The organism is Roseateles sp. P1_C6 (genome assembly GCF_056406315.1).
Genome location: NZ_JBFUAK010000010.1, coordinates 288,625 through 313,801 on the forward strand (window position 1 = coordinate 288,625; position 25,177 = coordinate 313,801).

22 protein-coding genes are annotated in these 25,177 nt (G+C 71.1%); 18 read left to right on the forward strand and 4 right to left on the reverse strand.

Annotated features, from left to right (window positions below; translation table 11 throughout):
* Positions 1–82 precede the first annotated feature (82 nt).
* The 4 genes from AC1D29_RS22550 to AC1D29_RS22565 all read left to right on the forward strand — a co-directional run bounded on the left by AC1D29_RS22550 (position 83) and on the right by AC1D29_RS22565 (position 2,723).
* Complete coding sequence (locus AC1D29_RS22550; protein ID WP_477901631.1) at positions 83–1,030, forward strand: LysR substrate-binding domain-containing protein; 948 nt, start codon at positions 83–85, stop codon at positions 1,028–1,030.
* Between the two features lie 4 nt (positions 1,031–1,034).
* Positions 1,035–1,451, forward strand: coding sequence for a helix-turn-helix transcriptional regulator (locus AC1D29_RS22555; protein WP_477901633.1), 417 nt, complete (start codon positions 1,035–1,037; stop codon positions 1,449–1,451).
* Positions 1,452–1,546: 95 nt separating this feature from the next.
* Complete coding sequence (locus AC1D29_RS22560; RefSeq protein WP_477901635.1) at positions 1,547–2,080, forward strand: DUF4199 domain-containing protein; 534 nt, start codon at positions 1,547–1,549, stop codon at positions 2,078–2,080.
* Between the two features lie 13 nt (positions 2,081–2,093).
* Positions 2,094–2,723 (forward strand): LysE family translocator, encoded by a 630-nt coding sequence (locus tag AC1D29_RS22565; RefSeq protein WP_477901637.1) that lies wholly within the window; start codon positions 2,094–2,096, stop codon positions 2,721–2,723.
* On the opposite strand, the gene AC1D29_RS22570 is transcribed toward AC1D29_RS22565, so the two are convergent.
* Entirely contained in the window at positions 2,720–4,378 is a 1,659-nt protein-coding gene (locus AC1D29_RS22570; protein WP_477901639.1) for a cation:proton antiporter, read from the reverse strand. The genes AC1D29_RS22565 and AC1D29_RS22570 overlap by 4 nt on opposite strands.
* Before the next feature lie 14 nt (positions 4,379–4,392).
* Positions 4,393–4,935 carry a 5-formyltetrahydrofolate cyclo-ligase gene (locus tag AC1D29_RS22575; RefSeq protein WP_477901641.1) on the reverse strand — a complete coding sequence of 181 codons (543 nt, stop codon included), beginning with the start codon at positions 4,933–4,935 and terminating at the stop codon, positions 4,393–4,395.
* Between the two features lie 137 nt (positions 4,936–5,072).
* On the opposite strand from AC1D29_RS22575, the gene AC1D29_RS22580 reads away from it, so the two are divergent.
* The 12 genes from AC1D29_RS22580 to AC1D29_RS22635 all read left to right on the forward strand — a co-directional run bounded on the left by AC1D29_RS22580 (position 5,073) and on the right by AC1D29_RS22635 (position 20,800).
* On the forward strand, positions 5,073–6,707 hold the full coding sequence (locus tag AC1D29_RS22580) for an esterase/lipase family protein (RefSeq protein ID WP_477901643.1): 1,635 nt from the start codon (positions 5,073–5,075) through the stop codon (positions 6,705–6,707).
* A gap of 105 nt (positions 6,708–6,812) precedes the next feature.
* Positions 6,813–8,822, forward strand: a complete 2,010-nt coding sequence (locus AC1D29_RS22585) for a lytic transglycosylase domain-containing protein (RefSeq protein ID WP_477901645.1) — start codon at positions 6,813–6,815, stop codon at positions 8,820–8,822.
* Positions 8,819–9,763 (forward strand): complex I NDUFA9 subunit family protein, encoded by a 945-nt coding sequence (locus AC1D29_RS22590; protein WP_477901647.1) that lies wholly within the window; start codon positions 8,819–8,821, stop codon positions 9,761–9,763. Before AC1D29_RS22585 ends, AC1D29_RS22590 begins: the two co-directional genes overlap by 4 nt.
* Positions 9,764–9,835: 72 nt before the next feature.
* On the forward strand, positions 9,836–10,516 hold the full coding sequence (locus AC1D29_RS22595; RefSeq protein WP_477901649.1) for a glutathione S-transferase family protein: 681 nt from the start codon (positions 9,836–9,838) through the stop codon (positions 10,514–10,516).
* 1 nt (position 10,517) lies between these two features.
* A complete protein-coding gene (locus AC1D29_RS22600) occupies positions 10,518–10,826 on the forward strand; it encodes a DUF1272 domain-containing protein (RefSeq protein ID WP_477901651.1) in 309 nt (102 codons plus the stop codon).
* 32 nt (positions 10,827–10,858) lie between these two features.
* On the forward strand, positions 10,859–12,082 hold the full coding sequence (locus tag AC1D29_RS22605) for a multifunctional CCA addition/repair protein (RefSeq protein WP_477901653.1): 1,224 nt from the start codon (positions 10,859–10,861) through the stop codon (positions 12,080–12,082).
* Positions 12,083–12,238: 156 nt separating this feature from the next.
* Positions 12,239–13,453 carry an efflux RND transporter periplasmic adaptor subunit gene (locus AC1D29_RS22610; protein WP_477901655.1) on the forward strand — a complete coding sequence of 405 codons (1,215 nt, stop codon included), beginning with the start codon at positions 12,239–12,241 and terminating at the stop codon, positions 13,451–13,453.
* Between the two features lie 12 nt (positions 13,454–13,465).
* Positions 13,466–16,621 carry an efflux RND transporter permease subunit gene (locus AC1D29_RS22615; RefSeq protein WP_477901657.1) on the forward strand — a complete coding sequence of 1,052 codons (3,156 nt, stop codon included), beginning with the start codon at positions 13,466–13,468 and terminating at the stop codon, positions 16,619–16,621.
* On the forward strand, positions 16,618–17,994 hold the full coding sequence (locus AC1D29_RS22620) for an efflux transporter outer membrane subunit (protein WP_477901659.1): 1,377 nt from the start codon (positions 16,618–16,620) through the stop codon (positions 17,992–17,994). The genes AC1D29_RS22615 and AC1D29_RS22620 overlap by 4 nt, the downstream gene beginning before the upstream one ends.
* Positions 17,995–17,996: 2 nt before the next feature.
* On the forward strand, positions 17,997–18,992 hold the full coding sequence (locus tag AC1D29_RS22625; RefSeq protein ID WP_477901661.1) for an extracellular catalytic domain type 1 short-chain-length polyhydroxyalkanoate depolymerase: 996 nt from the start codon (positions 17,997–17,999) through the stop codon (positions 18,990–18,992).
* A gap of 177 nt (positions 18,993–19,169) precedes the next feature.
* Positions 19,170–19,631, forward strand: a complete 462-nt coding sequence (locus tag AC1D29_RS22630; protein ID WP_477901663.1) for a thioredoxin family protein — start codon at positions 19,170–19,172, stop codon at positions 19,629–19,631.
* Positions 19,632–19,648: 17 nt separating this feature from the next.
* On the forward strand, positions 19,649–20,800 hold the full coding sequence (locus tag AC1D29_RS22635) for an MFS transporter (RefSeq protein WP_477901665.1): 1,152 nt from the start codon (positions 19,649–19,651) through the stop codon (positions 20,798–20,800).
* On the opposite strand, the gene AC1D29_RS22640 is transcribed toward AC1D29_RS22635, so the two are convergent.
* On the reverse strand, positions 20,760–22,235 hold the full coding sequence (locus AC1D29_RS22640; RefSeq protein ID WP_477901666.1) for a sensor histidine kinase: 1,476 nt from the start codon (positions 22,233–22,235) through the stop codon (positions 20,760–20,762). The two genes, AC1D29_RS22635 and AC1D29_RS22640, sit on opposite strands and share 41 nt — an antisense overlap.
* Positions 22,228–22,911: a response regulator transcription factor gene (locus tag AC1D29_RS22645; RefSeq protein ID WP_477901668.1), complete on the reverse strand. Its 684-nt coding sequence runs from the start codon at positions 22,909–22,911 to the stop codon at positions 22,228–22,230. Before AC1D29_RS22645 ends, AC1D29_RS22640 begins: the two co-directional genes overlap by 8 nt.
* Positions 22,912–23,035: 124 nt before the next feature.
* On the opposite strand from AC1D29_RS22645, the gene AC1D29_RS22650 reads away from it, so the two are divergent.
* Positions 23,036–24,058: a porin gene (locus AC1D29_RS22650; RefSeq protein WP_477901670.1), complete on the forward strand. Its 1,023-nt coding sequence runs from the start codon at positions 23,036–23,038 to the stop codon at positions 24,056–24,058.
* 25 nt (positions 24,059–24,083) lie between these two features.
* A complete protein-coding gene (locus AC1D29_RS22655; RefSeq protein WP_477901672.1) occupies positions 24,084–25,046 on the forward strand; it encodes a tripartite tricarboxylate transporter substrate binding protein in 963 nt (320 codons plus the stop codon).
* The last annotated feature ends 131 nt before the right edge of the window (positions 25,047–25,177 follow it).

A 25,177-nucleotide genomic window follows, 5' to 3' on the forward strand; every position in this document is an offset into this window, starting at 1 on the left:
TCCTGGGTTGATGTCAGGGATTCTGCTTAGATCACCCACGTCGGTCCAATGATTGCGCCGCAGGGATTGATACCATTCACGCATGAATCAGCCCATTCGCCAGCGCCCGCTTTCGGTCGGCCCCCTGCGCGCCTTCGAGGCCGTCGCCCGGCTGTTGTCCTTCCGGGCCGCCGCGGAGGAACTGAGCCTGACGCAGTCGGCCATCAGCCGGCAGATCCAGTCGCTGGAGGAGGAGATCGGCTGCGTGCTGTTCCTGCGCGGCACGCGCAAGGTCGAGCTGTCCAGCGATGGCGCGCAGCTGCTGCCCACCGCCGTGGCCGTGCTGTCGCGGCTGGACCAGACCGTGCGGCAGATCCGCCGCACGCGCGGCCGCCGCGTCGTCAATGTCAGTACCTTTGCGTCGTTCGCGTCGCTGTGGCTGATCCCGCGCATGGAGGCCTTCCAGCGCGAGCACGCGGACATCGACATTCGCGTGTCGGCCTATGACCGCAAGGTCGACCTGGAAGACGGCGAGAGCGACCTGGCGCTGCGCTACGACGACCGCCCGTCGGTGCCGGCGGACGCCGTGCAGCTCTTCGAGGAACTGCTCTCGCCCTGCGTCAGCCCCTGGTATCTGCAGAAGCCGCCGGCACCGCTGAAGAAGCCCGCCGACCTCGCCGGCCATGCGCTGGCGGAAGAGGACGACCCGCGCCCCAGCGCCGAATTCCTGAGCTGGCGCCGCTGGCTGACCGAGCATGGCGAGCACGACCTGCAGCCGCGTCGCTGGCTCTACCTGAACTTCACCTACCAGCAGGTGCAGGCCGCGCTTACCGGCCAGGGCGTGGCACTGGCCCGCCTGCCGCTGGTGCACGAACACCTGACGCGCGGCGAGCTGGTCGAACCCTTCGGCAAGGCCGGGCGGCTGGGCTGCCCGTTCAGCTACTGGATGATCGTCGGCCCGAACGCGGCACGCCGGCCCGAGGTGCAGCAGTTCGCGGACTGGGTGCGCGAGCAGGCAGCCATCACGCGGGCCCAGGTGGCCGGCGTCTAGCGCCATGTGGCGCCGTGCCCTGCTCTACGGCCTGGCCCTGGCGGCGGGCGCGGCGGCGTTGCAATGGCTGGACTACCGCCACTTCGCCCGCGCCCAGTCCGAAACCTTCTACATCGCCGTGATCGCCCTGGCCTTCCTGGCCCTGGGCATCTGGGCCGGCGTCAAGCTGCTGGGCCACCGCGCGCCGCCGCCGCCGTTCGACGGCAACCCGCAGGCGCAGGCGACGCTGGGCATCAGCCCGCGCGAGCGCGAGGTGCTGGCACTGCTGGCGGCCGGCTTGTCGAACAAGGAGATCGCCGAGCGGCTGCACGTGTCGCCGCACACGGTGAAGACGCATGTCGCCAAGCTGTACGAAAAGCTCGATGCGCGCCGCCGCACCGAAGCCATCCTGAAGGCCCGCGAACTCGGACTGTTGCGCTGAAGGGCTGATTTCAGCGAAATCACCCATTTTTCCGATAGCGCCGGCGGCCCGAACATCGTTCCATGGCGGCCTCTTCACTCCGCCCTGAGGTCCCCATGTTGAAAACCATCCTGTCCTTCGGCATCGCCGCCGGCCTGGCGGCCGGCGTGCCGCTGTTCGCGCTGCTCATCATGAACCGTGGCGCGCCGCCCGAGCACGGCATGGTCATCGGCTACCTGATCATGCTGGTGGCGCTGAGCCTGGTCTTCGTCGCCATCAAGCGCCGGCGCGATGACGAGCTGGGCGGCGTCATCCGCTTCTGGCCCGCGTTCGTGCTGGGGCTGGCCATCAGCCTGGTTGCCGGCGTCGTCTATGCGGCCGCCTGGGAGGTGACGCTGGCCATCACCAAGATGGACTTCGGCACCGAATGGGCCAAGATGTACCTGGCCCAGAACAAGGCCAAGGGCCTGCCGGAGGCCGAACTGGCCAAGCTGGCCGCCAAGATGGATGACTTCAAGCGCATGTACGCCAACCCGCTGTACCGCTTCCCGATGACCATGGGCGAGATCGTGCCCGTCGGCCTGCTGGTGTCGCTGGTGTCGGCGGCGCTGCTGCGCAACCCGCGTTTCATGCCATCGAAACGCATCTGAGGAGACCCCCACCATGCTGCCCACCGGCGCCGCCCTCTACGCCTTCCTGATCGCGACCCTCGTGCTGGCGCTGACGCCCGGCCCCGGCGTCGTCTTCATCGTCGCGCGCACGCTGGCGCAGGGCCGCCAAGCCGGGCTGGCGTCGGTGGCCGGCGTCGCGCTGGGCAACCTGGCCAACGCGGTCGGTGCGTCCATCGGCCTGGCGGCGCTGTTCGCCGCGTCGTCGCTGGCCTTCACCGTCGTGCGCTGGGCGGGCGCGGCCTACCTGGTCTACCTCGGTATCCAGGCCTTGCGCCAGCCCGCCGCGGCGGCGGACGGCACGCCGCCGCCACCGGCCGCGCCACGGCAGCTGTTTCGCGACGGCTTCTTTGTCGCGCTGCTCAACCCCAAGACGACGCTGTTCTTCGCGGCCTTCATCCCGCAGTTCCTGCACGCCGAGGGCTCGCAGGCGGCGCAGGCGCTGACGCTCAGCATCCTGTTCGTCGCCATCGCCGCCGTGACCGACAGCGGCTATGCGCTGCTGGCCGGCTGGATGAAGCCGCTGCTGCGCGGCGCGACCGGCAGCGGGCGCTGGGTGTCGGCGTTGGTGTATTTCGCGCTGGGGCTGTATGCGGCCTTCGGCGGCGCCAGGCAGAAGGCCTAAGCCGCCACCACCCGCGCCAGCGCCTGCGCCAATGCCTGCTGCGACCGCAGCACCTCGTTGACGCCCGCCTCGCCCAGCCATTGCAACTCTTCGTCGGTGTGGGCCACGACGGCGCAGCGCAGCGCGGGGTTGAGCTGGCGCGCCAGGGCCAGCATGGCGGGCACGCCGCGCACGTCGGACACGGCAATGACCAGCCAGGCCGCCTGCGCGATGTGGGCCTGCACCAGCGTCATCGCCTCGGTGGCCTCGCCCAGCACGGCCGCCTGGCCGGCGGCGCGCAGCTTCTCGACAATCTCGCGGTCATGGTCGATGACCACCAGCGGCCGGCTGCCCAGCTCCGCATGCAAGGCCGTGCCCAGCGTGCCATGGCCCACCAGCACGATCTGCCCGGCCAGTGCCGCGGCCGGCGTGTCGGCGGGCAGCTCGGCCAGCGGGTCGTCGCGCGCCTCCAGCTTGCGCGCCCATTCGGAGCGCGCCAGCACCCAGCGCCGCACCGGCTCCACGCATGAGAACAGCAGCGGGTTCAGCGCGATGGAGACGATGGCGCCCGCAACGACCAGGCTGGTCGCCTCGGCCGGCACGAGGTTCAGGCTCTGGCCCAGGCCCAGCAGGATGAAGCTGAACTCGCCGATCTGCGCCAGGCTGACCGCCACCGTCAGCGCGGTGCTCAGCGGGTAGCGCAGCACCAGCACCAGCGCGCCGGCGGCCAGCGTCTTGCCGACCAGGATGACGGCCACCGTGGCCAGCACGGCCAGCGGCTGGTCGATGAGGATGCGCGGGTCGAACAGCATGCCCACCGCAACGAAGAACAGCACCGCGAAGGCGTCGCGCAGCGGCAGGCTCTCGTGCGCCGCGCGTTCGCTGAAGGCCGACTCGCGCAGCACCAGGCCGGCGAAGAAGGCGCCCAGCGCAACGCTGACGCCGAACAACGCCGCCGCGCCCACCGCCAGGCCCACGGCCGCCGCCACGGTGGCCAGCGTGAACAGCTCGCGCGAGCCGGTGCGGTTGACCTGCCACAGCATCCACGGCAGCAGGCGCCGGCCGGCCACCAGCATGACCGCGACGAACACCACGACGGCCAGCAGCGTCTTGCCGATGGTCAGCCACAGCGCCGGGCCGCCGCTGCCGCCCTCGCCGCCCAGCACCGGGATCAGCACCAGCGCCAGCACCATGGCCAGGTCCTCGACCACCAGCCAGCCGACGGCGATGCGGCCGTTGCCGGTGTGCAGCAGCTCGCGCGACTCCAGCGCGCGCAGCAGCACCACGGTGCTGGCCACCGACAGCGCCAGGCCGAAGATCAGCGACGCCGCCAGGGTCCAGCCCCACCACCCGTGCGCCAGGCCCGCGCCCATCGCCGTCGCGGCGGCCATCTGCACCAGCGCGCCGGGCAGCGCGATGCCCTTGACCGACATCAGGTCGCCGACCGAAAAATGCAGGCCCACGCCGAACATCAGCAGCATGACGCCCACCTCGGACAGCTGCTGCGCCAGGTGTACGTCGCCGACGAAGCCGGGCGTGTGCGGCCCGATCAGCACGCCGGCCAGCAGATAGCCCACCAGCGCCGGCAGCCTGGCCCATTGCGCCAGCAGGCCCAGCACCAGGGCCAGGCCGAAGGCGGCGGCCAGCGTCGAGATCAGCGTCATGCCGTCATGCATCGTGCGAAAACTCCTCAGTCGGGGGAAATGAGCTCGCGCTCGGTCAGGATCAGCGTCAGTGCGCGGTCATGCGCCTCGACGGCGAAATGCGTCTCGCCGCCCGACCATGCCACACCGATCGTCGTGACCCCGGGGTGGGCCGCCAGCCAGCGGTCGAAATAGCCGCCGCCATAGCCCAGCCGGAAGCCCTCGCGCGTGAAGCCCACGCAAGGCACCAGCACGACGTCGGGCACGGCGACGGCGCCCGTGGCCGTGGAGATGCCGCATTCGTCCTGCGAGGCCGGCGCATGGCCGTCCCAGCGGCGGAACACCATGTCGGCCGGGTCGCGGCGCGCGAACGGCAGCGCGCGCGGCCAGGGCGGCGCGCCAGGGTCGAACTCGCCCGTCAGCGGCCAGTAGACGCCCAGCAGCTCGGGCTCCAGCTGCGCCAGCAGCTCGGCCAGGCGCGGCGCGAGGGCGGCCTGCGCCGTCTGGAAGGCGGGGGTGGCCACAAAGGCGCGCCGCGCGGCCAGCAGCTCGCGGCGCAGGGCGGAACGGTCGGGGTGGGCAGCGCTCATGGGTGGGCAGGTTAGCGGGTCGCCGCGTATTGGAACCGACGGGGCCGCACCGGCCCGCCAGCAGCCCAGGTTTGTGCCCTTGGTCGGCGCCGGGCTAGGGGCTATGGTCGGCTGTCACCGCCCCTCGGAGCCGCCCCATGCCCACGCCCGACGCCCCCTTCCATCCCATCATCTACGTGCGCGGTTATGCGATGTCGCGCGGCGAGATCGACGAGACCACGGCCGACCCGTTCTGCGGCTTCAACCTGGGTTCGACGATGTACCGCGCGGTGCCCAGCAAGGACGAGCGGCCGCGCAAGTACGTGTTCGAGTCGCCGGTCGTGCGGCTGGCGTCGGAGTACGGCTATCAGGATGTCTACGAGGACGGCTACGACATCATCGACCCGGAGTGGGAGTCCGACTCGATGGGCAAGCCGACCAGCAACAAGCTGGGCAGCCGCAGCATCGTCATCTACCGCTACTACGACGCCGCCTCCAGCTACCTCGGCGGCGGCAAGACGCCGGACATCGAGGAATTCGCGCGCGGCCTGTCCAAGCTCATCGCCCGCGTGCGCGAGCTGGTGTGCCGCAACCCCGACAACGGCATCAAGCCGGCCGACTTCCGCTGCTACCTGGTCGCGCATTCCATGGGCGGGCTGGTGTGCCGGGCCTTCCTGCAGAACGCGGCGCTGGACACCGAGAAAGTCGTCAAGCACGTCGACAAGTTCTTCACCTACGCCACGCCGCACAACGGCATCGACGTGCTGGGGCAGAACATCCCGTCCTGGCTGTCGCTGAACGACATCTCCAACTTCGACCGCGACAAGCGCATGCCGGCCTACCTGGACCTGGCCGCCGCGGCCAAGAAGCACAAGCGCGTGGACCTGATCCCCGAGGCCCGCTTCCCGTCGCGGCGCGTGTTCACGCTGGTGGGCAGCAACCGGCTGGACTACGAGACCGCGGCCGGCCTGTCGCGCACCTTCGTGGGCCATGGCAGCGACGGACTGGTCAAGATCGAGAACGCGACGCTGTGCGGGCTGGACGCCAAGGGCAACGTCACCGAGCAATGCGCCAAGGCCTTCGTCTACCGCTCGCATTCGGGGCACTTCGGCATCGTCAACAGCGAGGAGGGCTTCCAGAACCTGGCGCGCTTCCTGTTCGGCGACATCCGCGTGGACCTCTGGCTGGAGATCGACGACATCCGCCTGCCCGACGCGGTGCAGAAGGAGGCCGACGCCGGCCGCGCCGTCAACGCGCTGTACCAGATCGAGGTGCTGGCCTCGCCGCGCGGCAAGCTCTGGTACCTGACGAGGCGCACCACCGAGGAGGACTCGGTCGCCTGCGTCGCGCAGTCCAACTGGAAGAAGGACAGCAGCCAGTACCTCAGCACCGTGTTCCTGGCCAACTGGGCCAAGGTCAACAAGCGCCGCCGGTCCCTGGCCTACGGCATGACGCTGGGCGTGCGCGTGCCCGACTACGAGATCGAGAAGCGGCTGTGGCTCAACGAGCACTTCGAGGGCGGCTACCTGTTCCGCAACGCGCTGATCCTAGAGATGGTGCCGCCCGCCGCCGACGGTGACCCCTGGAAGGTCAAGTACGCCTGGCAGGACGCCGGCGTGGCCATGGCCGACACCGAGATCACACCCACACAGCTCAGCGCCGGCCGCATCGAGGTGAACGTGCCCTTCGACAGCGCCACGCTGGACCCCAACGGCCGGATGAAGGCCACCAACCCAGGCATCCGCGGCCGGCTGCGCTTCGTCATCGAGGGCTGGAACCTGGACGCGCGCTGACCCGGGGGACGCTGCCGCGATGCGGCCGAACGCCAATGTCCCCGGGTAGGGATAGGGACGTGGGTTAAATTGCCCGGCGTGGCAGTTGCGGTAGGTGTGAGTCAAATGAGTGGGCGAGTTCTCGAATGGATGGGCCGCTCGGTCATGGCCTGGCTGCTGGTGGCGGCCGTGGGCGCCACGGCGCAGCCGGCGCCAGCCGCCGCCGACCTGGCCGTGCAGGCCCGCGAGGCCTGGGCCAAGCGCGACCGCAAACGCCTGGCCACGCTGGTCGACGCGGCACGCGCACAGAACCACGCGCTGGCCGGCTGGGTCGAGTACTTCGACCTCAACGCCCGGCTCGCCGAGGTCCGCCAGCCCGAGATGGACGCCTTCTACGCGCGCTATGCCGGCAGCTATGTCGAGGACCGGCTGCGCAATGACTGGCTGCTGGAGCTGGGCCGCCGCCGCGATTGGGCCGGCTTCCGGCGCGACCATGCCGGCTACCAGATGCGCGACGACCGCGAGGTCGCCTGCTATGCGCTGCTGGCCGACCACCTGGCCGGCACCAAGGTCAGCGCGGACACGGCGCGCGCGGCCTGGCTGGCGCAGAAGGACGGCGACGACGGCTGCCTGCAGCTGGCCTATGCCTTTGTCGATGCCGGCCTGTTCAAACCCGACACGCTGTGGGCCAAGGCCCGCCTGGCCACGGAGCAGAGCCGCCCGCGCGCCGCGCGCCAGGCCCTCATGCCGCTGGCGGCCAAGCCGCTGGAGCAGAAGCTCGCCGAGCTGCAGGACAACGCCGGCCGCTACCTGACGCGCAAGGCCCGCATCGCGCCGCGTGCCGAGGCCGAGCTGACGGCGCTGGCGCTGGCCCGCGTGGCCGCCAACGACCCCGACCAGGCCGGCGACGTGCTGAACGACAAGTGGAGCAAGCTGCCGCAGGACCTGCAGGCCTGGCTGTGGGTGCAGATCGGCCGCCAGTCCGCGTTGCGGCTGCGCGACGACGCGCTGCCCGCCTTCGAGCGCGCCAACAAGCTGGCACCCGACCTCGCCTGGAGTGACGACTCGCTGGCCTGGTATGCCCGCGCCGCTCTGCGTGCCAGGGCGCCGTCCGCGGCGCTGCGGGCCATCGAGCGCATGAGCAGCAGCGAGCAGCGCGACCCGGCCTGGGTCTACTGGAAGGCCCGCGCGACCCGGCAGCAAGGCCAGCAGGGCGACGCTGCCACCGCGCGCGCCCAGCTCGCCACGCTGGCGACCACGCCGCTGAACTACTTCGGCCGCCTGGCCGCCGAGGACCTGGGCCTGCCCACGCCGCTGCCGCCCGCGCCGCCGCCGCTGACGGCCGAAGAGCGCCGCGCCGCGCGCAGCCACCCGGGCCTGACGCGCGCGCTGCAACTCATCGACCTGGGCCTGCGCAACGAGGGCGTGCGGGAGTGGAACTTCTCGCTGCGCGGCATGGGCGACCGCGCGCTGCTGGCCGCGGCGCAGGAGGCCTGCGACCGCGAGGTCTGGGACCGCTGCATCAACACCAGCGAGCGCACCAAGACCGAGATCGACATCAACCAGCGCTACCCGACACCGCACCGCGTCGAGCTGATGCGCGAGGCGCAAGCCGCGGCGCTGGACCCGGCCTATGTCTACGGCCTGATCCGCCAGGAGTCACGCTTCGTGCTGGACGCGCGTTCGCATGTCGGCGCGGCCGGGCTGATGCAAGTCATGCCGGCCACGGCGAAGTGGACGGCCAAGAAGGTCGGCATGAGCTACAGCCCGGATTTGATGCACGACCGCGACTTCAACCTGCGCATCGGCACCAACTACCTGAAGCTGGTGCTGGACCGTTTCGACGGCGCGCAGGCGCTGGCCGCGGCGGCCTACAACGCCGGCCCCGGCCGGCCGGCACGCTGGCGCGATGGCCCGGTCATCGACGCGGCCATCTGGGCCGAGAACATCCCGTTCAACGAGACTCGCGACTATGTGCGCAAGGTGCTGATCGGCGGCGCCGTCTACGCCCAGCTGCTGGGCCTGCCGGCACCGACGCTGCGCGAGCGCCTGGGCAAGAGCGTCGGCCCCGCCGGCGCCCGTGATGCCGATGTCAGCGATGTGCCGCCCGCGGCGGCCGGGGAGTCCAAGCCATGAGCGTTTCCTCCGTGCTGATCCTGGGCGGCAGCGGTTTTGTCGGCCGCGCGCTGTGCGAGCAGCTGACGCGCCGCCTCGGTTCGGGCGTGCGCCTCACCGTGCCCACGCGCCGCCTGCCGCACGCGCAAGCCGTGCAAAGCCTGCCCGGCGTGACCGTCGTGCAGGCCGATGTCTTCCACGATCTGCCGCGCCTGGTGCCAGGTCACGACGCCGTCGTCAACCTCGTCGCCATCCTGCAGGGCAGCGCCGCGGCCTTCGAGCATGCGCATGTGGAGCTGCCCCGGCGCATCGCCGCGGCGGGCGCACGGCGCGTCGTGCATGTCAGCGCGCTGGGCGTGGCGGAACACGCGCCGTCGCGCTACCTGCGCAGCAAGGCCGCCGGCGAGGCGGTGCTGCAGGTCGCTACGCAGACCGGCGCGATGGACCTGACGCTGGTGCGGCCTTCGCTGGTCTTCGGCGACGGCGACCACAGCGTCAACCTGTTCGCGCGGCTGCAGCGGCTGTTCCCGTTGATGCCGCTGGGCGGGGCGGATGCACGCCTGCAGCCCGTCTGGGTGCAAGACCTGGCACAGGCGCTGGTGGAGGTGCTGCTGCGCCGCGAGGCCGTCGGCCAGACCTACGAGATCGCCGGCCCGCGCGTGCTGACGCTTGCCCAGTTGGTGCGGCTGGCCGGCCGAACCGCCGGCTGCGAGCGCCGCGTGCTGCCGCTGCCGCACACCATCGCCACGCTGCAGGCGCTGGCGATGGAGTGCCTGCCCGGCGAGCCCGTGCTGTCGCGCGACAACCTGGCGTCGCTGTCGGTGCCCAATGTCGCCAGCGGCGCACTGCCCGGCCTGGCCGAACTGGGCATCCGGCCGGCCGCGCTGGAGGCCGTGCTGCCGACCTATCTCGCCCCCGGCGCGGGGCTGGCGCGGCTGGACGCCTGGCGCGCTAGGCATTAATCCGTTGCGGATTGCTCATCGCGGCCAGGGCGCCCGTTCTTTAAGCTCGGCGGTCCTCCAGCGAAAGGCCCCATGAAGCTCTACATCGGCAACAAGAACTACTCGTCCTGGTCCATGCGCAGCGGCGTGCTGCTGTCCGCCTTCGGCATTCCCTTCGACGAGGTCAAGCTGCGCTTCGACTTCCGTCCAGGCTCGGAGTGGTACCGCGTCATCGCCGGCGTCAGCCCGACCCAGCGCGTGCCGGTCATCGTCGAGGACGACGGCTTCACGGTCTGGGAGACGCTGGCCATCGCCGAGTACGTCGCCGACCGCCACCCCGAGCATGCGATCTGGCCGCGTGATGCCAAGGCCCGCGCCCGCGCGCGCAGCCTGTGCGCCGAAATGCACGCCGGCTTCACGCGCTTGCGCACGGTCTGCCCGATGAACATCGAGGTGTTCTTCCCCGATGTCGGCGCCAAGCTGTGGGCCGAGGACGAGGCGCTGCGCGCCGATGTCACGCGGCTGGATGCAGCCTGGAGCGAGGCGCTGGCAGCCAGCGGCGGGCCCTTCCTGTTCGGCGCCTTCAGCGCGGCGGATGCCTACTTCGCGCCGGTGGCCGTGCGGCTCAGCCGCTTCGGCCTGCCGGTATCCGAGCGCGCCGCGGCCTACCGCGACGCGCTGCTGGCCCACCCGGCCGTGGAGGACTGGATCGCCGACGCCATGCGCGAGCAGGACTTCGTCGTCGAGGACGAGCCTTACCGCAAGGGGCGCTGACATGCTGGAACTGCGCCCCTGTTGTGAACATTGCGCGGTGGCGTTGCCGCCGGCGTCGCTGGACGCGCGCATCTGCAGCTTCGAGTGCACCTTCTGCGCCCCGTGTGCCGAAGGCTTGCTGGGCAACGTCTGTCCCAACTGCGGCGGCGGCTTCGTGCCGCGGCCGGTCCGCCCCGCCAGCAACTGGAAGGGCGACAACTACCTGGGCGCCTACCCGGCGAGGACGGTGCCGAAGTTGCGGCCGGTGGACCTGGAGGCCCACGCCCGGCTGGTGGCCGCGCTGACCGGGCTGCCGCCGGACAAAAGATAGCGGCGCGCCGGCCCGACGCAGAATGCCGGGCCATGTCCTCCTTCCAAACCTACCTCGTCGGCGGCGCCGTGCGCGACCGGCTGCTGGGCCTGCCCGTGCAGGACCGCGACTGGGTCGTTGTCGGCGCTTCACCGCAGGACCTGGCTGCGGCCGGCTACCAGCCGGTCGGCAAGGACTTCCCGGTCTTCCTGCACCCTCAGACCCACGAGGAAGTGGCGCTGGCCCGCACCGAGCGCAAGACGGCCGCGGGCTATCACGGCTTTGCCTTCCACACGGCAGCGGACGTCACGCTGGAACAAGACCTGGCCCGCCGCGACCTGACCATCAACGCGATGGCGCAGGACGAGGCCGGCACCCTCATCGACCCCCACGACGGCCAGCGCGACCTGCGCGAGCGCGTGCTGCGCCACGTGTCGCCCGCGTTCGCGGAGGACCCGGTGCGCATCCTGCGGCTGGCCCGCTTCGCCGCGCGGTTTGCGGACTTCACCGTCGCGCCCGAGACGGTCGAGCTGATGCGCGCGATGGTGGCGGCCGGCGAGATCGACGCGCTGGTGGCCGAGCGCGTCTGGCAGGAGTTGTCGCGCGGGCTGATGGAGGCCAAGCCCTCGCGCATGTTCGACGTGCTGCGCGACGCCGGCGCGCTGCAGAAGCTGCTGCCCGAGGTCGAGGCGCTGTTCGGCGTGCCGCAGCCCGAGGCCCACCACCCGGAGATCGACACCGGCGTGCACCTGATGTTGGTGCTGGACCAGTGCGCCGCGCAGGCCGCGCCGCTCACCGTGCGCTACGCCTGCCTGTGCCATGACCTCGGCAAGGGCACGACGCGCAAGGAAGACTTGCCGCGCCACATCGCCCACGAGGCGCGCAGCGAGAAGCTGGCCCGCGTTGTCAGCGCGCGCTGGAAGGTGCCCACCGACTGCCGCGAGCTGGCCGAACTGGTCGCGCGCGAGCACACCCATGTGCACCAGAGCGAGGGCTTCAGTGCCGAGGCGCGGCTGCGCCTGCTGGAGCGCTGCGACGCCTGGCGCCGGCCGGACCGCTTTGCCGAGCTGCTGTGGGCCTGCGAATGCGACGCGCGTGGCCGCCTGGGTTTGGAAAACCGACCCTATCCGCAGCGCGAACGCCTGGGCGCCGACCTGGCTGCCACGCAGCGCGTGGACCTGGCCGCGGTCAGCGCGGCGGCCATGGCGCGCGGCGCCAAGGGCCAGGACATCGGCCGCGCCGTGCAGCGCGCGCGGCTGGCAGCGCTGCAGGGCTGACGGCCCTGCCGGCGGCTGTGGACTTTTCGAAGCTTCACGAACGCCTGCCACGCGGTCTCGTTAAAGTCGTCGCTTTGCCTGTCGCCAACCTGTCTGTGGCGCCGGGCGCGAGCGGCCACAACGCCGTGGAACGCTTTCCAAACAAAGGCTCACAGGATGAAGTCGGCATGGGGTAGCAGCGCCCGCTGGGGTGCAGTGGTGGTGGGTACGGGGTTGGGCATGGCGCTGAGCGGCTGCGGTGGCGGCGACAGCAAGGCCGCGCCGCCGGCGCCGCCACCGCCCGAGGTGGGTGTCATCACGGCCACACCGGGCCGCGCCGACCTGACCACCGAGCTGCCCGGCCGGCTGGAGGCCTTCCGCATCGCGCAGGTGCGCGCCCGCGCCGCCGGCATCCTGCAAAAGCGCCTGTTCACCGAAGGCTCGGACGTGAAGGCCGGTCAGCCGCTGTTCGAGATCGATGCGTCGCCCTACCGCGCCACGCTGGCCAGCGCCCAGGCCCAGCTCGCGCGCGCCGAGGCCAACCTGCTGCAGGCCCAGTCGCTGGCCGACCGCTACGCGCCGCTGGCCAAGAGCCAGGCCGTCAGCCAGCAGGAGGCGCTGGCCGCGCAGGCCGCCGCCAAGCAGGCCGCCGCCGACGTGGCCGCCGGCAAGGCCGCCGTGCAGACGGGCCAGATCAACCTGGGCTATGCCTCGGTCACGTCGCCCATCTCGGGCCGCATCGGCCGGGCGCTGGTGACCGAAGGGGCACTGGTGGGCCAGGGCGAGGCGACGCCGCTGGCCATCGTGCAGCAGGTCGACAAGCTCTATGTGAACTTCACGCAGCCGGCCGCCGAGGTCATGCGACTGCGCGCGGCGCTGGCCAATGGCCAGCTGCAGCGCGCGGCGGGCAAGGAGGCGGCGCAGGTGCAGCTCGTGCTGGAGGACGGCAGCCTCTACCCGCTGACGGGCAAGCTGCTGTTCTCGGACCTCAGCGTGGACGCCAGCACGGGCCAGATCACGCTGCGCGCCGAGCTGCCCAACCCGCAGGGCACGCTGCTGCCCGGCCTGTACGTGCGCGTGCGCCTGGCGCTGGCCGAGGTGGCCGACGGCATCTGGCTGCCGCAGCAGTCCGTCAGCCGCACAGCCCAGGGCGACACGGTGCTGGTGGTCGGCGAGGACGGCGGCGTGACCGCGCGGCCCGTCAAGCTGGGCCCGCCGCGCAGCGGCCAGGCGCTGGTGCTGTCGGGCCTGAAGCCGGGCGAGAAGGTCATCGTCGACGGCCTGCAGAAGACGCGCGCCGGCGGCAAGGCGCGGCCCGTACCGTGGTCGCCGCCGGGTTCCGCCGCGGCGTCAGCCCCGGCACCGGCTCCCGCGTCGGCCGCCTCGCGCTGAGAGGCTCACCGAATGGCGCAGTTCTTCATCAACCGACCCATCTTTGCGTGGGTCATCGCCCTGTTCATCCTCGTCATCGGCGGCGTCGCGGTCACGCAGCTGCCGATCGCGCAGTACCCGCCGGTGGCCCCACCGGCCATCTCGCTGTCGGTGACCTACCCCGGCGCCTCGGCGCAGACGCTGGAAGACGCCGTCATCAGCATCATCGAACGCGAGATGAACGGCGCCCCCGGCCTGATCTACATGGAGGCCGTCAGCCAGGCCGACGGCACCGGCTCGCTGACGCTGAACTTCGACCCTGCCACCAACCCCGACCTGGCGCAGGTGGACGTGCAGAACCGGCTCGCGCGCGCGCAACCGCGCCTGCCGGCCGCCGTCATCCAGCAGGGCGTGCGCGTCGACAAGGCCAACCCCAACTTCCTGCTGTTCACCATCCTGTCCAGCGACAACCCGGCCTTCGACCCCGTCGCGCTGGGTGACTACGCGTCGCGCACCGTGCTGCCCGAGATCCAGCGCGTGCCCGGCGTGGGCCAGGCCAGCCTGTTCGGCACCGAGCGCGGCATGCGCATCTGGCTGGACCCGGCCAAGCTGCTGGGCTACCGGCTGTCGCCGGCCGACGTCAACGCCGCCATCCAGGCGCAGAACGCGCAGGTCGACTCCGGCACCATCGGCGACCAGCCCAGCGTGCCCGGCCAGACGCTGTTCGCCACCGTCGTCGTGCGCGGCCAGCTGACCAGCGCCGAGCAGTTCGGCAACATCGTGCTGCGCGCCGGCAGCGACGGCTCCACCGTCAGGCTCAAGGACGTCGCCCGCGTCGAGCTGGGCGCGCAGACCTATGGCGGCCGCTCCACGCGGCTGAACGGCCAGCCCTCGGTGGGCATCGGCGTGCAGTTGGCGCCGTCGGCCAATGCGCTGCAGACGGCCGGCCTGGTCAAGAAGCGGCTCAAGGAACTGGCGCCCTACTTCCCGGCCGGCGTGAAGGCCAACATCCCCTTCGACAGCTCGCTGTTCATCGACATCTCCATCTCGCAGGTCGTCGAGACGCTGATCGAGGCGGTGTTCCTGGTGTTCCTGGTGATGCTGCTGTTCCTGCAGAACATCCGCTACACCATCATCCCGACGCTGGTGGTGCCCATCGCGCTGCTGGGCAGCTTCGCGACGCTGCTGGCTTTGGGCTTCTCCATCAACGTGCTGACGATGTTCGGCATGGTGCTCGTGATCGGCATCGTCGTGGACGACGCCATCGTCGTCGTCGAGAACGTCGAACGCATCATGAGCGAGGAGGGGTTGTCGCCGCTCAAGGCCACGCGCAAGGCCATGGGCCAGATCTCCGGCGCCATCGTCGGCGTGACCGTGGTGCTGATCTCGGTGTTCGTGCCGTTGGCCTTCTTCGGCGGCGCCATCGGCAACATCTACCGCCAGTTCGCGGCCGTGATGGTCAGCTCCATCGCGTTCTCGGCCTTCATGGCGCTGTCGCTGACGCCGGCGCTGTGCGCCACGCTGCTCAAGCCCGTCGAGGCCGGCCACCACCTGGAGAAAGGCGGCTTCTTCGGCGCCTTCAACCGTGGTTTCGCCCGCATGGCCAAGCGCTACGAAAGCGGCGTCACGCGCATGTTGAAAAAGGCCCCGCGCTGGCTGATCCTGTACGTGGCCGTCATCGCCGTGGCGGCGCTGATGTTCCAGAAGCTGCCGACTTCCTTCGTGCCCAACGAGGACCAGGGCAGCATCCTCGTCAACGTGCAGCTGCCGCCCGGTGCGACGCAGGAGCGCACGCTGGCCGTCATGAAGCAGACCGAGGAGTACATGCTCAAGCAGCCCGAGGTGGAGAGCATGGTCAGCGTGGTCGGCTTCAGCTTCGCCGGCTCGGGGCAGAACGCCGCTTTGGGCTTCATCACGCTCAAGCCCTGGGACGAGCGCCACGGCGCCGAGCACACGGCGCAGGCGCTGGTGGCGCGCTCCTTCGGCGCGCTGAGCAAGATCCGCGACGCGGTCATCTTCCCGGTCAGCCCGCCGCCCATCCGCGACCTGGGCCGCGCCAACGGCTTTGCGCTGCGCCTGCAGGACCGCGGCGCCCACACGCGCGCCGAGCTGCTGGCCGCACGTGCCCAGTTGCTGGCCGCCGCCGCCAAGAGCCCGCTGCTGGCCGCCGTGCGGCCCGACGGCCTGGAGGACGCGGCGCAGCTGGAACTCAGCATCGACCGCGAACGCGCGCTGGCGCTGGGCGTGCCCATCAATGCGATCAACGCGGTGCTGGGCACGTCGCTGGGCTCCAGCTACGTGAACGACTTCCCCAACGCCGGCCGGCTGCAGCGCGTGGTCGTGCAGGCCGAGGCGCGGGCGCGCATGCAGCCCGAGGACTTGCTCAAGCTGAACGTGCTGAACACGGCCGGCCAGCCGGTGCCGCTGGCCGCCTTTGCCAGCAGCAAGTGGATCAGCGGCGCGATGCAGACGGTGCGCTACAACGGCTACCCGACCATGCGCATCGCCGGCGAGCCCGCCAAGGGCGTGTCCAGCGGCGCGGCCATCGCCGAGATGGAGCGCATTGCCGCCGAGCTGCCGGCGGGCTTCGGCTACGAATGGACCGGCCTGACGCGCGAGGAAAAGCTGTCCGGCTCCACCGCCTTCATCCTGTTCGGCTTCTCGCTGCTGGCCGTGTTCCTGTGCCTGGCCGCGCTGTACGAGAGCTGGAGCATCCCGCTGGCGGTGCTGCTGGTCGTGCCGCTGGGCGTGCTGGGCGTGGTGCTGGGCGCCAACTTCCGCGGCCTGGAGAACGACGTCTACTTCAAGGTCGGCATGATCACCATCATCGGCCTGGCGGCCAAGAACGCGGTGCTGATCATCGAGTTCGCCAAGGACTTGCAGGCCCACGGCCGCGGCGCGGTCGAGGCGGTCATCGAGGCGGCGCACCTGCGCTTCCGGCCCATCCTGATGACGTCGCTGGCCTTCATCCTGGGCGTCATGCCGCTGGTGCTCGCCAGCGGCGCGGGCTCGGCCAGCCAGCGCGCCATCGGCACCGGCGTCATGGGCGGCATGATCTCCGCGACCATGCTGGCGGTGTTCCTGGTGCCGGTGTTCTTCGTCATCGTGCGCAGGTTCTTCCCCGGCAGCGAACGCCAGCGAAGGCGCGACGCCCACGAGGCGGAGGAAGAGTCGGGGGGCCAGGCATGAAGCACGCACTGACCCTCGCCGCCACGCTCGCACTGGTCGCCTGCGCCGGCCCCGAGCCCCGCAAGCCCACCGCCGCCGAAGCCGCCCAGGGCGCGCTGCCGGCTACCACCTTCCCATACGCGGGCGGTAGCGGCGCCACCGCGCCGGCCGAGCTGCCCTGGGCCCAGGCCTTCCAGGGCGAGCGGCTGCAGAAGCTGATCCCGCTGGCGCTGGCGAACAACCGCGACCTGCGCGCGGCCATCGCCAGCATCGACGCCGCCCGCGCCACCGCGGCGGCGCGCGACGCCGACCTCTGGCCCACCGTCAACGCGGGGCTGAGCGGCTCGCGCACGCCCAATGCCAGCGGTGGCATCACCAGCAACTACCAGGCGGGCCTGCAGGTCACCGCCTACGAGCTGGACCTGTTCGGCCGCCTGCGCAGCCTGGATGCCGCCGCGCAGGCCCAGCTGCTGGGTGCCGAGGCCAACCAGCTGGCGGTGCGCAACGCGCTGGTCGCGGCCATCGCGACGACCGAGGTCGCGCTGCAGGCCGACGAGGCGCTGCTGAAACTGACCCGCGACACGCTGGCCAGCCGCGAGCAGTCGCTGAGCCTGATCCGCCAGCGCTTCGAGGGCGGCATCACCAGCGAGCTGGACCTGCGCGCCGGCGAGTCCGCGCTGCAGTCGGCCCGCGTGGCGCTGGCGCAGACGCAGCGCCAGCGCGCGCTGGACGAGAACGCGCTGCTGCTGCTGCTGGGCTCCGCGTTGCCGCCCAACCTGCCCGCGCCGACCGGCCTGCTGGCCGACTTCGAGCCGCTGGCCGAACTGCCGGCCGGCGTGCCCAGCGACGTGCTGACGCGCCGGCCCGACATCCGCCAGGCCGAACAGCAGCTGGCCGCGGCGGACGCCAACATCGGCGCCGCACGTGCGGCCTTCTTCCCGCGCATCACGCTGACCGGCAGCTTCGGCACGACCAGCAGCCAGCTCGACGGCCTGTTCAAGAACACGGCCTGGAGCTTTGCGCCGCAGCTGATCCAGCCGCTGTTCGACGCCGGGCGCAACCGCGCCAACCTGGCCGCCGCGCGCGCCCAGCGCGACCTGGCGACGGCGCAGTACGAGAAGGCGATCCAGAGCGCGTTCCGTGACGTGGCCGACGCGTTGGCCGGCCGCGCGACGCTGGCCGAGCAGCGCAGCGCGCAGGCCGCGCTGGTGGCCGCCGAGGCACGCCGCCTGGCGCTGGCCGAGGAGCGCTACCGGGCCGGCATCTCCAGCTCGCTGGACGTGCTGGACGCGCAGCGCTCGCTGTTCGCGGCCCAGCAGGCGCTGGTGCAGGTGCAGAGCCTGCGCGCGCAGAACCTGGTGGCCGTCTACCGCGCGCTGGGCGGCGGGGGCTGAGCATGCGCGGTCTCGCCGTCATGCTGGCCCTGTCGCTGCTGCTGCCTGCGGCGCAAGCCCAGGAGACGCTGCGCGAGCGCCTCAAGGCCCGCGTCGAACAGCGGCGCGCCGAGAAGGGCCAGGACAGTGCGCCGGCCAGGGGCGGCCTGCAGGAGTTGCAGGTGCAGGGCCGCAAGGTGCTGGTGCACCTGCCGACGGGTTATGACGCCGCCCGGCCCGCGTCGCTGGTGCTGGCCTTCCACGGCGGCGGCGGCCATGCCGAGTACATGGCCGATGACGAGAAGTACGGCCTGCAGAAGAAGGCCGACGAGGCCGGCTTCGTCGTTGCCTTCCCGAACGGCTACAGCAAACTTCCCGGCGGCAAGTTCGCCACCTGGAACGCCGGCGGCTGCTGCGGCGATGCGCGCGACAAGGGCGTGGACGACGTCGGCTTCGCACGCGCCGTCGTCGCTGCCATCCAGGGCCGCTACAGCATCGATGCGAGCCGCGTGTTCGCCACCGGCATGTCCAACGGCGGTATGTTGAGCCACCGCCTGGCCTGCGAGGCCGCCGACGTGTTCCGCGCGGTCGCATCCGTGGCCGGCACCGACGCCACCGCCAGCTGCATGCCGAGCAAGCCCATCTCTGTGCTGCACATCCACGCCAAGGACGACGACCACGTGCTCTTCAACGGTGGCGCCGGCCCGGGCGCCTTCCGCGACGAGAGCAAGGTGATGGCCTTCGTCTCGGTGCCCGAAACCGTGTCGCGCTGGGTGCAGCGCGACCACTGCGCCGCCGCCCCGCAGCGCACGCTGGACAAGTCGGGTGCCAAGGACGGGGCGTATTGCGAGGCCTACACCGGCTGCGCCGGCGGCGTCAGCGTGCAGCTCTGCGTGACGGACACCGGCGGCCATTCCTGGCCCGGTGCGTCCACGGTGCGCCGCGGCAAGGCAGGCGCCTCGCAGGCGCTGGATGCCAACGACCAGATCTGGCGCTTTTTCGAACAGTCGTCCCGTTGAGCCGCCCCTGACTCGGCGACTTGAGCCAGCGACCCACGCCGCGAGGCTCTTGACATCGCTGTCATTTGTCATGCAAGATAGTTTGAAAGCGCTTTCAAACGCGCAGCAGCCCTGCTGTCCAACCCCTTTTTGCGCTCATCACACAATGCCCGGCTCTGCCCAACAAGCCTCCTCGCCATGCGCTTCCTGACCGCCTCCCTGCTCCTCGCCACCAGCCTCGCCGCCCAGGCCGGTGGCCCGCCCGCCATCTATGACGAAGCCGCGGACGCCAAGGCCGACATCCGCGCCGCGCTGGCCGACGCCGAGAAGGGAAAGCTGCCCGTGCTGGTGGTCTTCGGCGCCAACTGGTGCGGCGACTGCCGCATGCTGGACGCGACGTTCAAGAGCGGCCCCAGCGCGCCGCTGATCGCCAAGAGCTTCAAGGTCGTCAAGGTGGACGTGGGCCGCTTCGACCACAACGTCGACATCGCCGAGAGCTACCGCGTGCCGCTGAAGAAAGGCATCCCGGCCGTCGCCGTGCTGTCGCCGCAAGGCAAGCTGCTGTACGCCACCGAAGGCGGCGAGCTGGCCGACGCCCGCAAGATGGGCGACCAGGGCGTCTACGACTTCTTCACCCGCGTGACCGCCACGGCCAAGTGAGCACCCTCAGCCCTGCCGTGACGGCGTCCCCCGCCGGCGCCATCGCCCGCGCCTCCATCGCGCTGCGCACGCAGTTCTTCGTGCTGGGCGTCATGTTCGCGACCTGGGGCGTGCACGTGCCCACCGTCAAGGCCCACTACGGCCTGGGCGAGCAGGCGTTGGCGCTGGCCATGCTGGCCGGCGGCGTGGGCGCGCTGCTGGCGCTGGCGCAGGCGGGCCGCATCGTCGGCCGCTTCGGCCCCGCCGCCGTGGCCGCGACCATGGGCGTGCTGTGCTGCGCCACGGTCGCCAGCCTGCTGGCCTTCCCGTTCTACGCGGCGCTGCTGGTGGTCATGCTGGGCTTCGGCATCACCGGCAGCCTGCTGGACGTGTCCGTCAACGTCGAGGCCAGCGAGATCGAGCGCCAGTCCGGCCGGCCACTGATGAGCGGCTTCCACGGCATGTTCAGCCTGGGCGGCATGGTGGGCGCGGGCCTGGGCAGCGCGGCACCGGCACTGGGCCTGACGCCGCAAGGCCATCTGTTCGTCGCCACCGGCCTGGGCGCCGTCGCCGTGCTGCTGGCCAGCCGCTGGATGCTGCCGGTGGAGCCCGGCGCGTCCGAAGAGAAGCAGCCGCTCAGCATCCCGCGCGGCCCGCTGCTGCTGCTGGGCGTGCTGGCGTCCATGGGCCTGATCGCCGAGGGCGCCATGTACGACTGGAGCGTGCTGTTCATGAAGCAGGAGCGCGGCAGCGAGGCCAGCACCGCGGCGCTGGCCTATGCCAGCTTCAGCGGCGCGATGGCCGCGGGCCGCTGCGGTGGCGACTGGGTGCGGGAGCGCCTGTCGGGCACCGCGCTGATGCGCGCCAGCGGCGTGCTGGCTGCCGCCGGCATGGCGCTCGCGCTGGCCCTGCCCTCGCCCGCCGTGGCCCTCGCCGGCTTCGCGCTGGTGGGCCTGGGCCTGTCCAATGTCGTACCGGTGTTGTTCAGCGCCGCGTCGCAGGTGCCGGGCGTGTCGTCGGCGCACGGCATCGCGGCCGTGTCGGGCGTGGGCTACCTGGGCATGATGGCCGGCCCGCCGCTGATCGGCCTGGTCGCCGAGCATTCGTCGCTGACGGCCGGCCTGGTCGTCGTCGTCGTGTTCGCCATCTTCATGGCGCTGACGGCACGGCGGGCGATGCAGCAGGCCTGACCTGCCGCCGGCCCGCGAGCGGCAGGCTGACGCGCGCATCCAGGCCCACCACGCGGCTGCCGTCCAGCCGGTTGCGAAGGTCGATCTGCCCGCCCAGCGAATGCACCAGCGCTTGGCAGATCGCCAGGCCCAGGCCCGAGCCCTTGCCGGCGTCGCCCACGGCAAAGGGCAGGAACAGCCGGGCCTGCTGCTGCGGCGTCAGGCCCGGGCCGGTGTCGGCGATGACCAGCGTCGCGGTGCCCGCGTCGACCGTCAGCGTGATGCCCAGCCGCCCGCCGGCCGGCGTGTGCAGGATGGCGTTGTGCAGCAGGTTGCGCGTCAGCTCGCGCAGCGCCCACTCGTGGCTGGCGATGGCCGCGGGCTCGGTGTGGATGTCGAAGTCCAGCCCTTGCTTGGCGATCAGCGGCGCCAGGTCCAGCGCCACGGCGCGCGTCAGCTCGGCCCAGTCCTGCGTGGGCATGGCCTCGCCCTGCTGGCGCATCTGCTCGGCGCGGGCCAGCGCCAGCATCTGGTTGGCCAGCTGCGTCGCGCGGGCCACGGTCGTGTCGATCTCGGCCAGCGCCTGCAGCGGCTCCACGTCGCCTTGCCGGGCCGACTGCACCTGCACCTTCAGCACCGCCAGCGGCGTGCGCAACTGGTGCGACGCATCGCGCACAAAGCGCTTCTGATGCTCCAGCAGCCGCGCCTGGCGGGCCAGCGCATCGTTGGTGGCGGCGATCAACGGCGCCAGCTCGGCCGGCATGCGCGGCGCCTGCAGGGGGCTGAGGTCGTCGGCGTCGCGCGCCGTCAGCGCGGCACTCAGTTCGCGCACCGGCCGCGTCGCGCGCTGCACCACGGCCCAAACGACGATGGCGATGACCGCCAGCAACGCCGCCTGCCGCCACAGCGTGTGCAGCAAGACCTGGCGCGCCAGGCTGCGGCGCAGGTCCAGCGTCTCGGCGACCTGGATGGTGGCCTGGCCCATGCCCGTCTGCCCCGAGACCGGCTGCAGCAGCACGGCCATGCGCACTTGCTCGCCACGAAAAGTGGCGTCGTAGAAGTCCACCAGCGCGGCGTAGGCGCCCTGGTCGGGCAGCTTGCCCTGCCAGTCGGGCAAATCGTCATCGCCCGACACCATCTCGCCCTTGAAGCCGCGCACCTTGAAGTACAGCCGGCTGCGGCCGTCGGTCTCGAAGGCCTCCAGCGCCGCGTAGGGCACGGCCGCCACCAGCCGGGCGTGGTCGCCGCTGCCCTGCACGCCCAGCAGCTCGCCGATGGCCTTGGCCGAGGCCAGCAGCGTGCGGTCGTAGGCCGTGTCCACGGCGCGCAGCGTCTCGCGGTACAGGCTCACCGTGTTGATGGCCACCAGCAGGCCCACCGGCAGCAAGATGCCCCACAGCAGGCGCCTGCGCATGGACAGCCCGGCGAGACGTTGCCAGAGACGCGATTCAGTCATCTGCTTGCAAGAGGTACCCGAGACCGCGCAGCGTGACGAGCTTGGCGCCGGTCGCCGCGAGCCGCTTGCGCAAGCGGTAGGCCACCACCTCGATCGCGTCGGGCTGGGCGTCGGCCGCGTCCGCGAAGACGAGGTCGAACAGCTTGTCCTTGGCCACGGCCTGGCCCGGCCGCACCAGCAGCGCGCGCAGCAGCGCCACCTCGCGCGGTGGCAGGTCCAGCGGCTGGCCGTGATGGCAGACGGCGCCGCTTTCGACGTCCACGCGCAGCCCGCAGAAGCTGGGCGTCTCCGCGCCTCTTGGGCCGTCGCCGGCCTGGCCCTGGCGGCGCACCAACGCGCGGATGCGGGCCTCCAGCTCGTCCAGGTCGAAGGGCTTGGGCAGGTAGTCGTCGGCGCCAGTGTTCAGGCCCAGGATGCGGTCGCCCAGCGTGCCACGCGCCGTGATGATGATGACCGGCGTGGCCAGGCCTTCGGCACGCGCCTGGGCCAGCACGTCCAGGCCATCCAGCCCCGGCATGGACAGGTCCAGCAGCACGACGTCGGGCACGCTGGCGCGCCAGCGGCTCAGCGCCTTGGCGCCGTCGTCGCAGATGACGACCTTGAAGCCGCGACGCTCGAAGGAGCGCTGCAGCGTGGTCTGCATCGCGGCGTTGTCCTCGATGACCAGCAGCTTCATGGGCCGGCAGGCTAGCACCGGGCCACCCCGGCGCAGGGGCTGAGGTTTACCCCGACGCGATGGACAGCCGAATGACAGCCTGGCTTTCGAGCATGGCCTCTCCCATAAGAAAAGGAGACAAGCGATGACATCGCAGACCATGAAGGCGCTCGCCTGTGCGGCACTCGTTGCCACCTCGACGCTGGCCGCGGCCCAGACCTCCAGCGTGACCATCTTCGGCGTGCTGGACGTGGGCGTGCAGCGCCTGAAGAACGGCAGCAAGACGCTGAACCTGGAAAGCATCGACGGCCTGCAGACCAGCCGCATCGGCTTCCGTGGCCAGGAGAACCTGGGGGGCGGCCTGAGCGCCAGCTTCCACCTCGAGGGCGCCATCGGCCCCGACGTGGGCGCCGGCGGCGACTGGCGGCGCCGCGCGACGGTCAGCCTCGCGAGCAAGGACGCCGGCGAGGTCCGCCTGGGCCGCGACTACACCCCCACCTTCTGGAACATCAGCAAGTTCAACGCCTTCGGCACCAATGGCGTCGGCGCGGCCAGCAACCTGGTCTACGGCTTCGAAGGCGTGTCCGGCACGTCCAAGACGGTGATCCGCTCGGACAACTCGGTCGGCTACTTCCTGCCCGACGGCCTGGGCGGCGTCTACGGCCAGGCCATGGTGGCCGCCGGCGAAGGCACCACGGGCCGCTACGTGGGCGCGCGCATCGGCTATGCCGGCAACGGGCTGGACATCGCGCTGGGCGTGTCGGACACGACCAACACCTTGGCCGGCGACAAGTTCAAGGTCGTCAACCTGGGCGGCAGCTACACCCTCGGTGCGCTGAAGCTGCTGGGCCTGGTGCACAACAGCAAGCAGACGACCCGCGAGCAGAAGAACTACGTCATCGGCGCCCACTACGCGATCGGCAACGGCATCATCCGCGCCAGCTATGTCAACGCACATTCGCGCAACAGCGCCAACGGCGAGGACTACACGGGCAAGCTGTTTGCCGTAGGCTATGTGCACAACCTGTCCAAGCGCACTTCGCTCTACACGACGCTGTCGCAGGTGAACAATAGCTCGACCGGCCGCTTCCTGATCCCCGGTGGCTCGGCCATCACGCCGGGCCAGGATTCGAGCGGTCTGGAAGCCGGCATCTATCACTCGTTCTGACGTTAGACACAAGACGGAGACACCCATGCGTCGCGACACATTCCTGAAGTCCCTGGCGGCCCTGGCCGCCGCCGGCGCCTGGCCGCTGGCGGCACAAGCAGCCGGCGTTCCCATGAAGATGATGATCCCCGCCAACCCGGGCGGCGGCTGGGACACCACCGGCCGCGCCTTCGGCAAGGCGCTGCAGGACGCTCAGCTCGCGTCGTCGGTGCAGTACGAGAACAAGGGCGGCGCGGCCGGCGCACTGGGCCTGGCCCAGTTCGTCAACGCCAGCAAGGGCGACCCGCATGCGCTGCTGGTCATGGGCGCCGTCATGCTGGGCGGCATCATCACCGGCAAGCCGCCGGTGAGCCTGTCGCAGGCCACGCCGATCGCGCGGCTGATCAGCGAGTACAACGTCTTCGTCGTGCATGCGGCGTCGCCGCTGAAGACGATGAAGGACGTCGTCGACCAGCTCAAGAAGGACCCCGGCAGCGTCAAGTGGGGCGGCGGTTCGCGCGGCGCCACCGAGCACATCGCCGCAGCCATGATCGCCCGCGACGTGGGCGTGGACGCGGCCAAGATCAACTACGTGCCCTTCCGTGGCGGCGGCGAGGCCACGGCGGCCATCCTGGGCGGCAACGTCACCATCGGCGGCAGTGGCTTCAGCGAGTTCCAGCCCTACCTGGAAAGCGGCAAGATGCGCGCCATCGCCGTCACGTCGCCGGCCCGCATCAAGGGCCTGAACGCGCCGACGCTGAAGGAGCTGGGCATCAACGTCGAGATCGGCAACTGGCGCGGCGTGTATGCACCGCCCGGCATCACGGCGGAGCAGCGCAAGGCACTGACCGACATGGTCGTGCAGGCCACCAAGAGCAAGAGCTGGGCAGAGTCCATCGAGAAGAACGGCTGGACGCCGGCGCTGCTGGCCGGCCCGGAGTTCGACGAGTTCGTCGACCGCGAGTTCGCGGCGCTGCGCGCGATCATGGTCAAGTCAGGAATGATCTAGCCCCTCGTCCAAGGAGTAACTTGGCCGGTCCCCCGAGGGGACGGCGATGCTTGCCGGATTGACCGGCAAGCACATCGCCAGACGGGCCGGCTTGGGAGCGGCCCGGTGCTCGGCCCCAAAGTCAAACACGG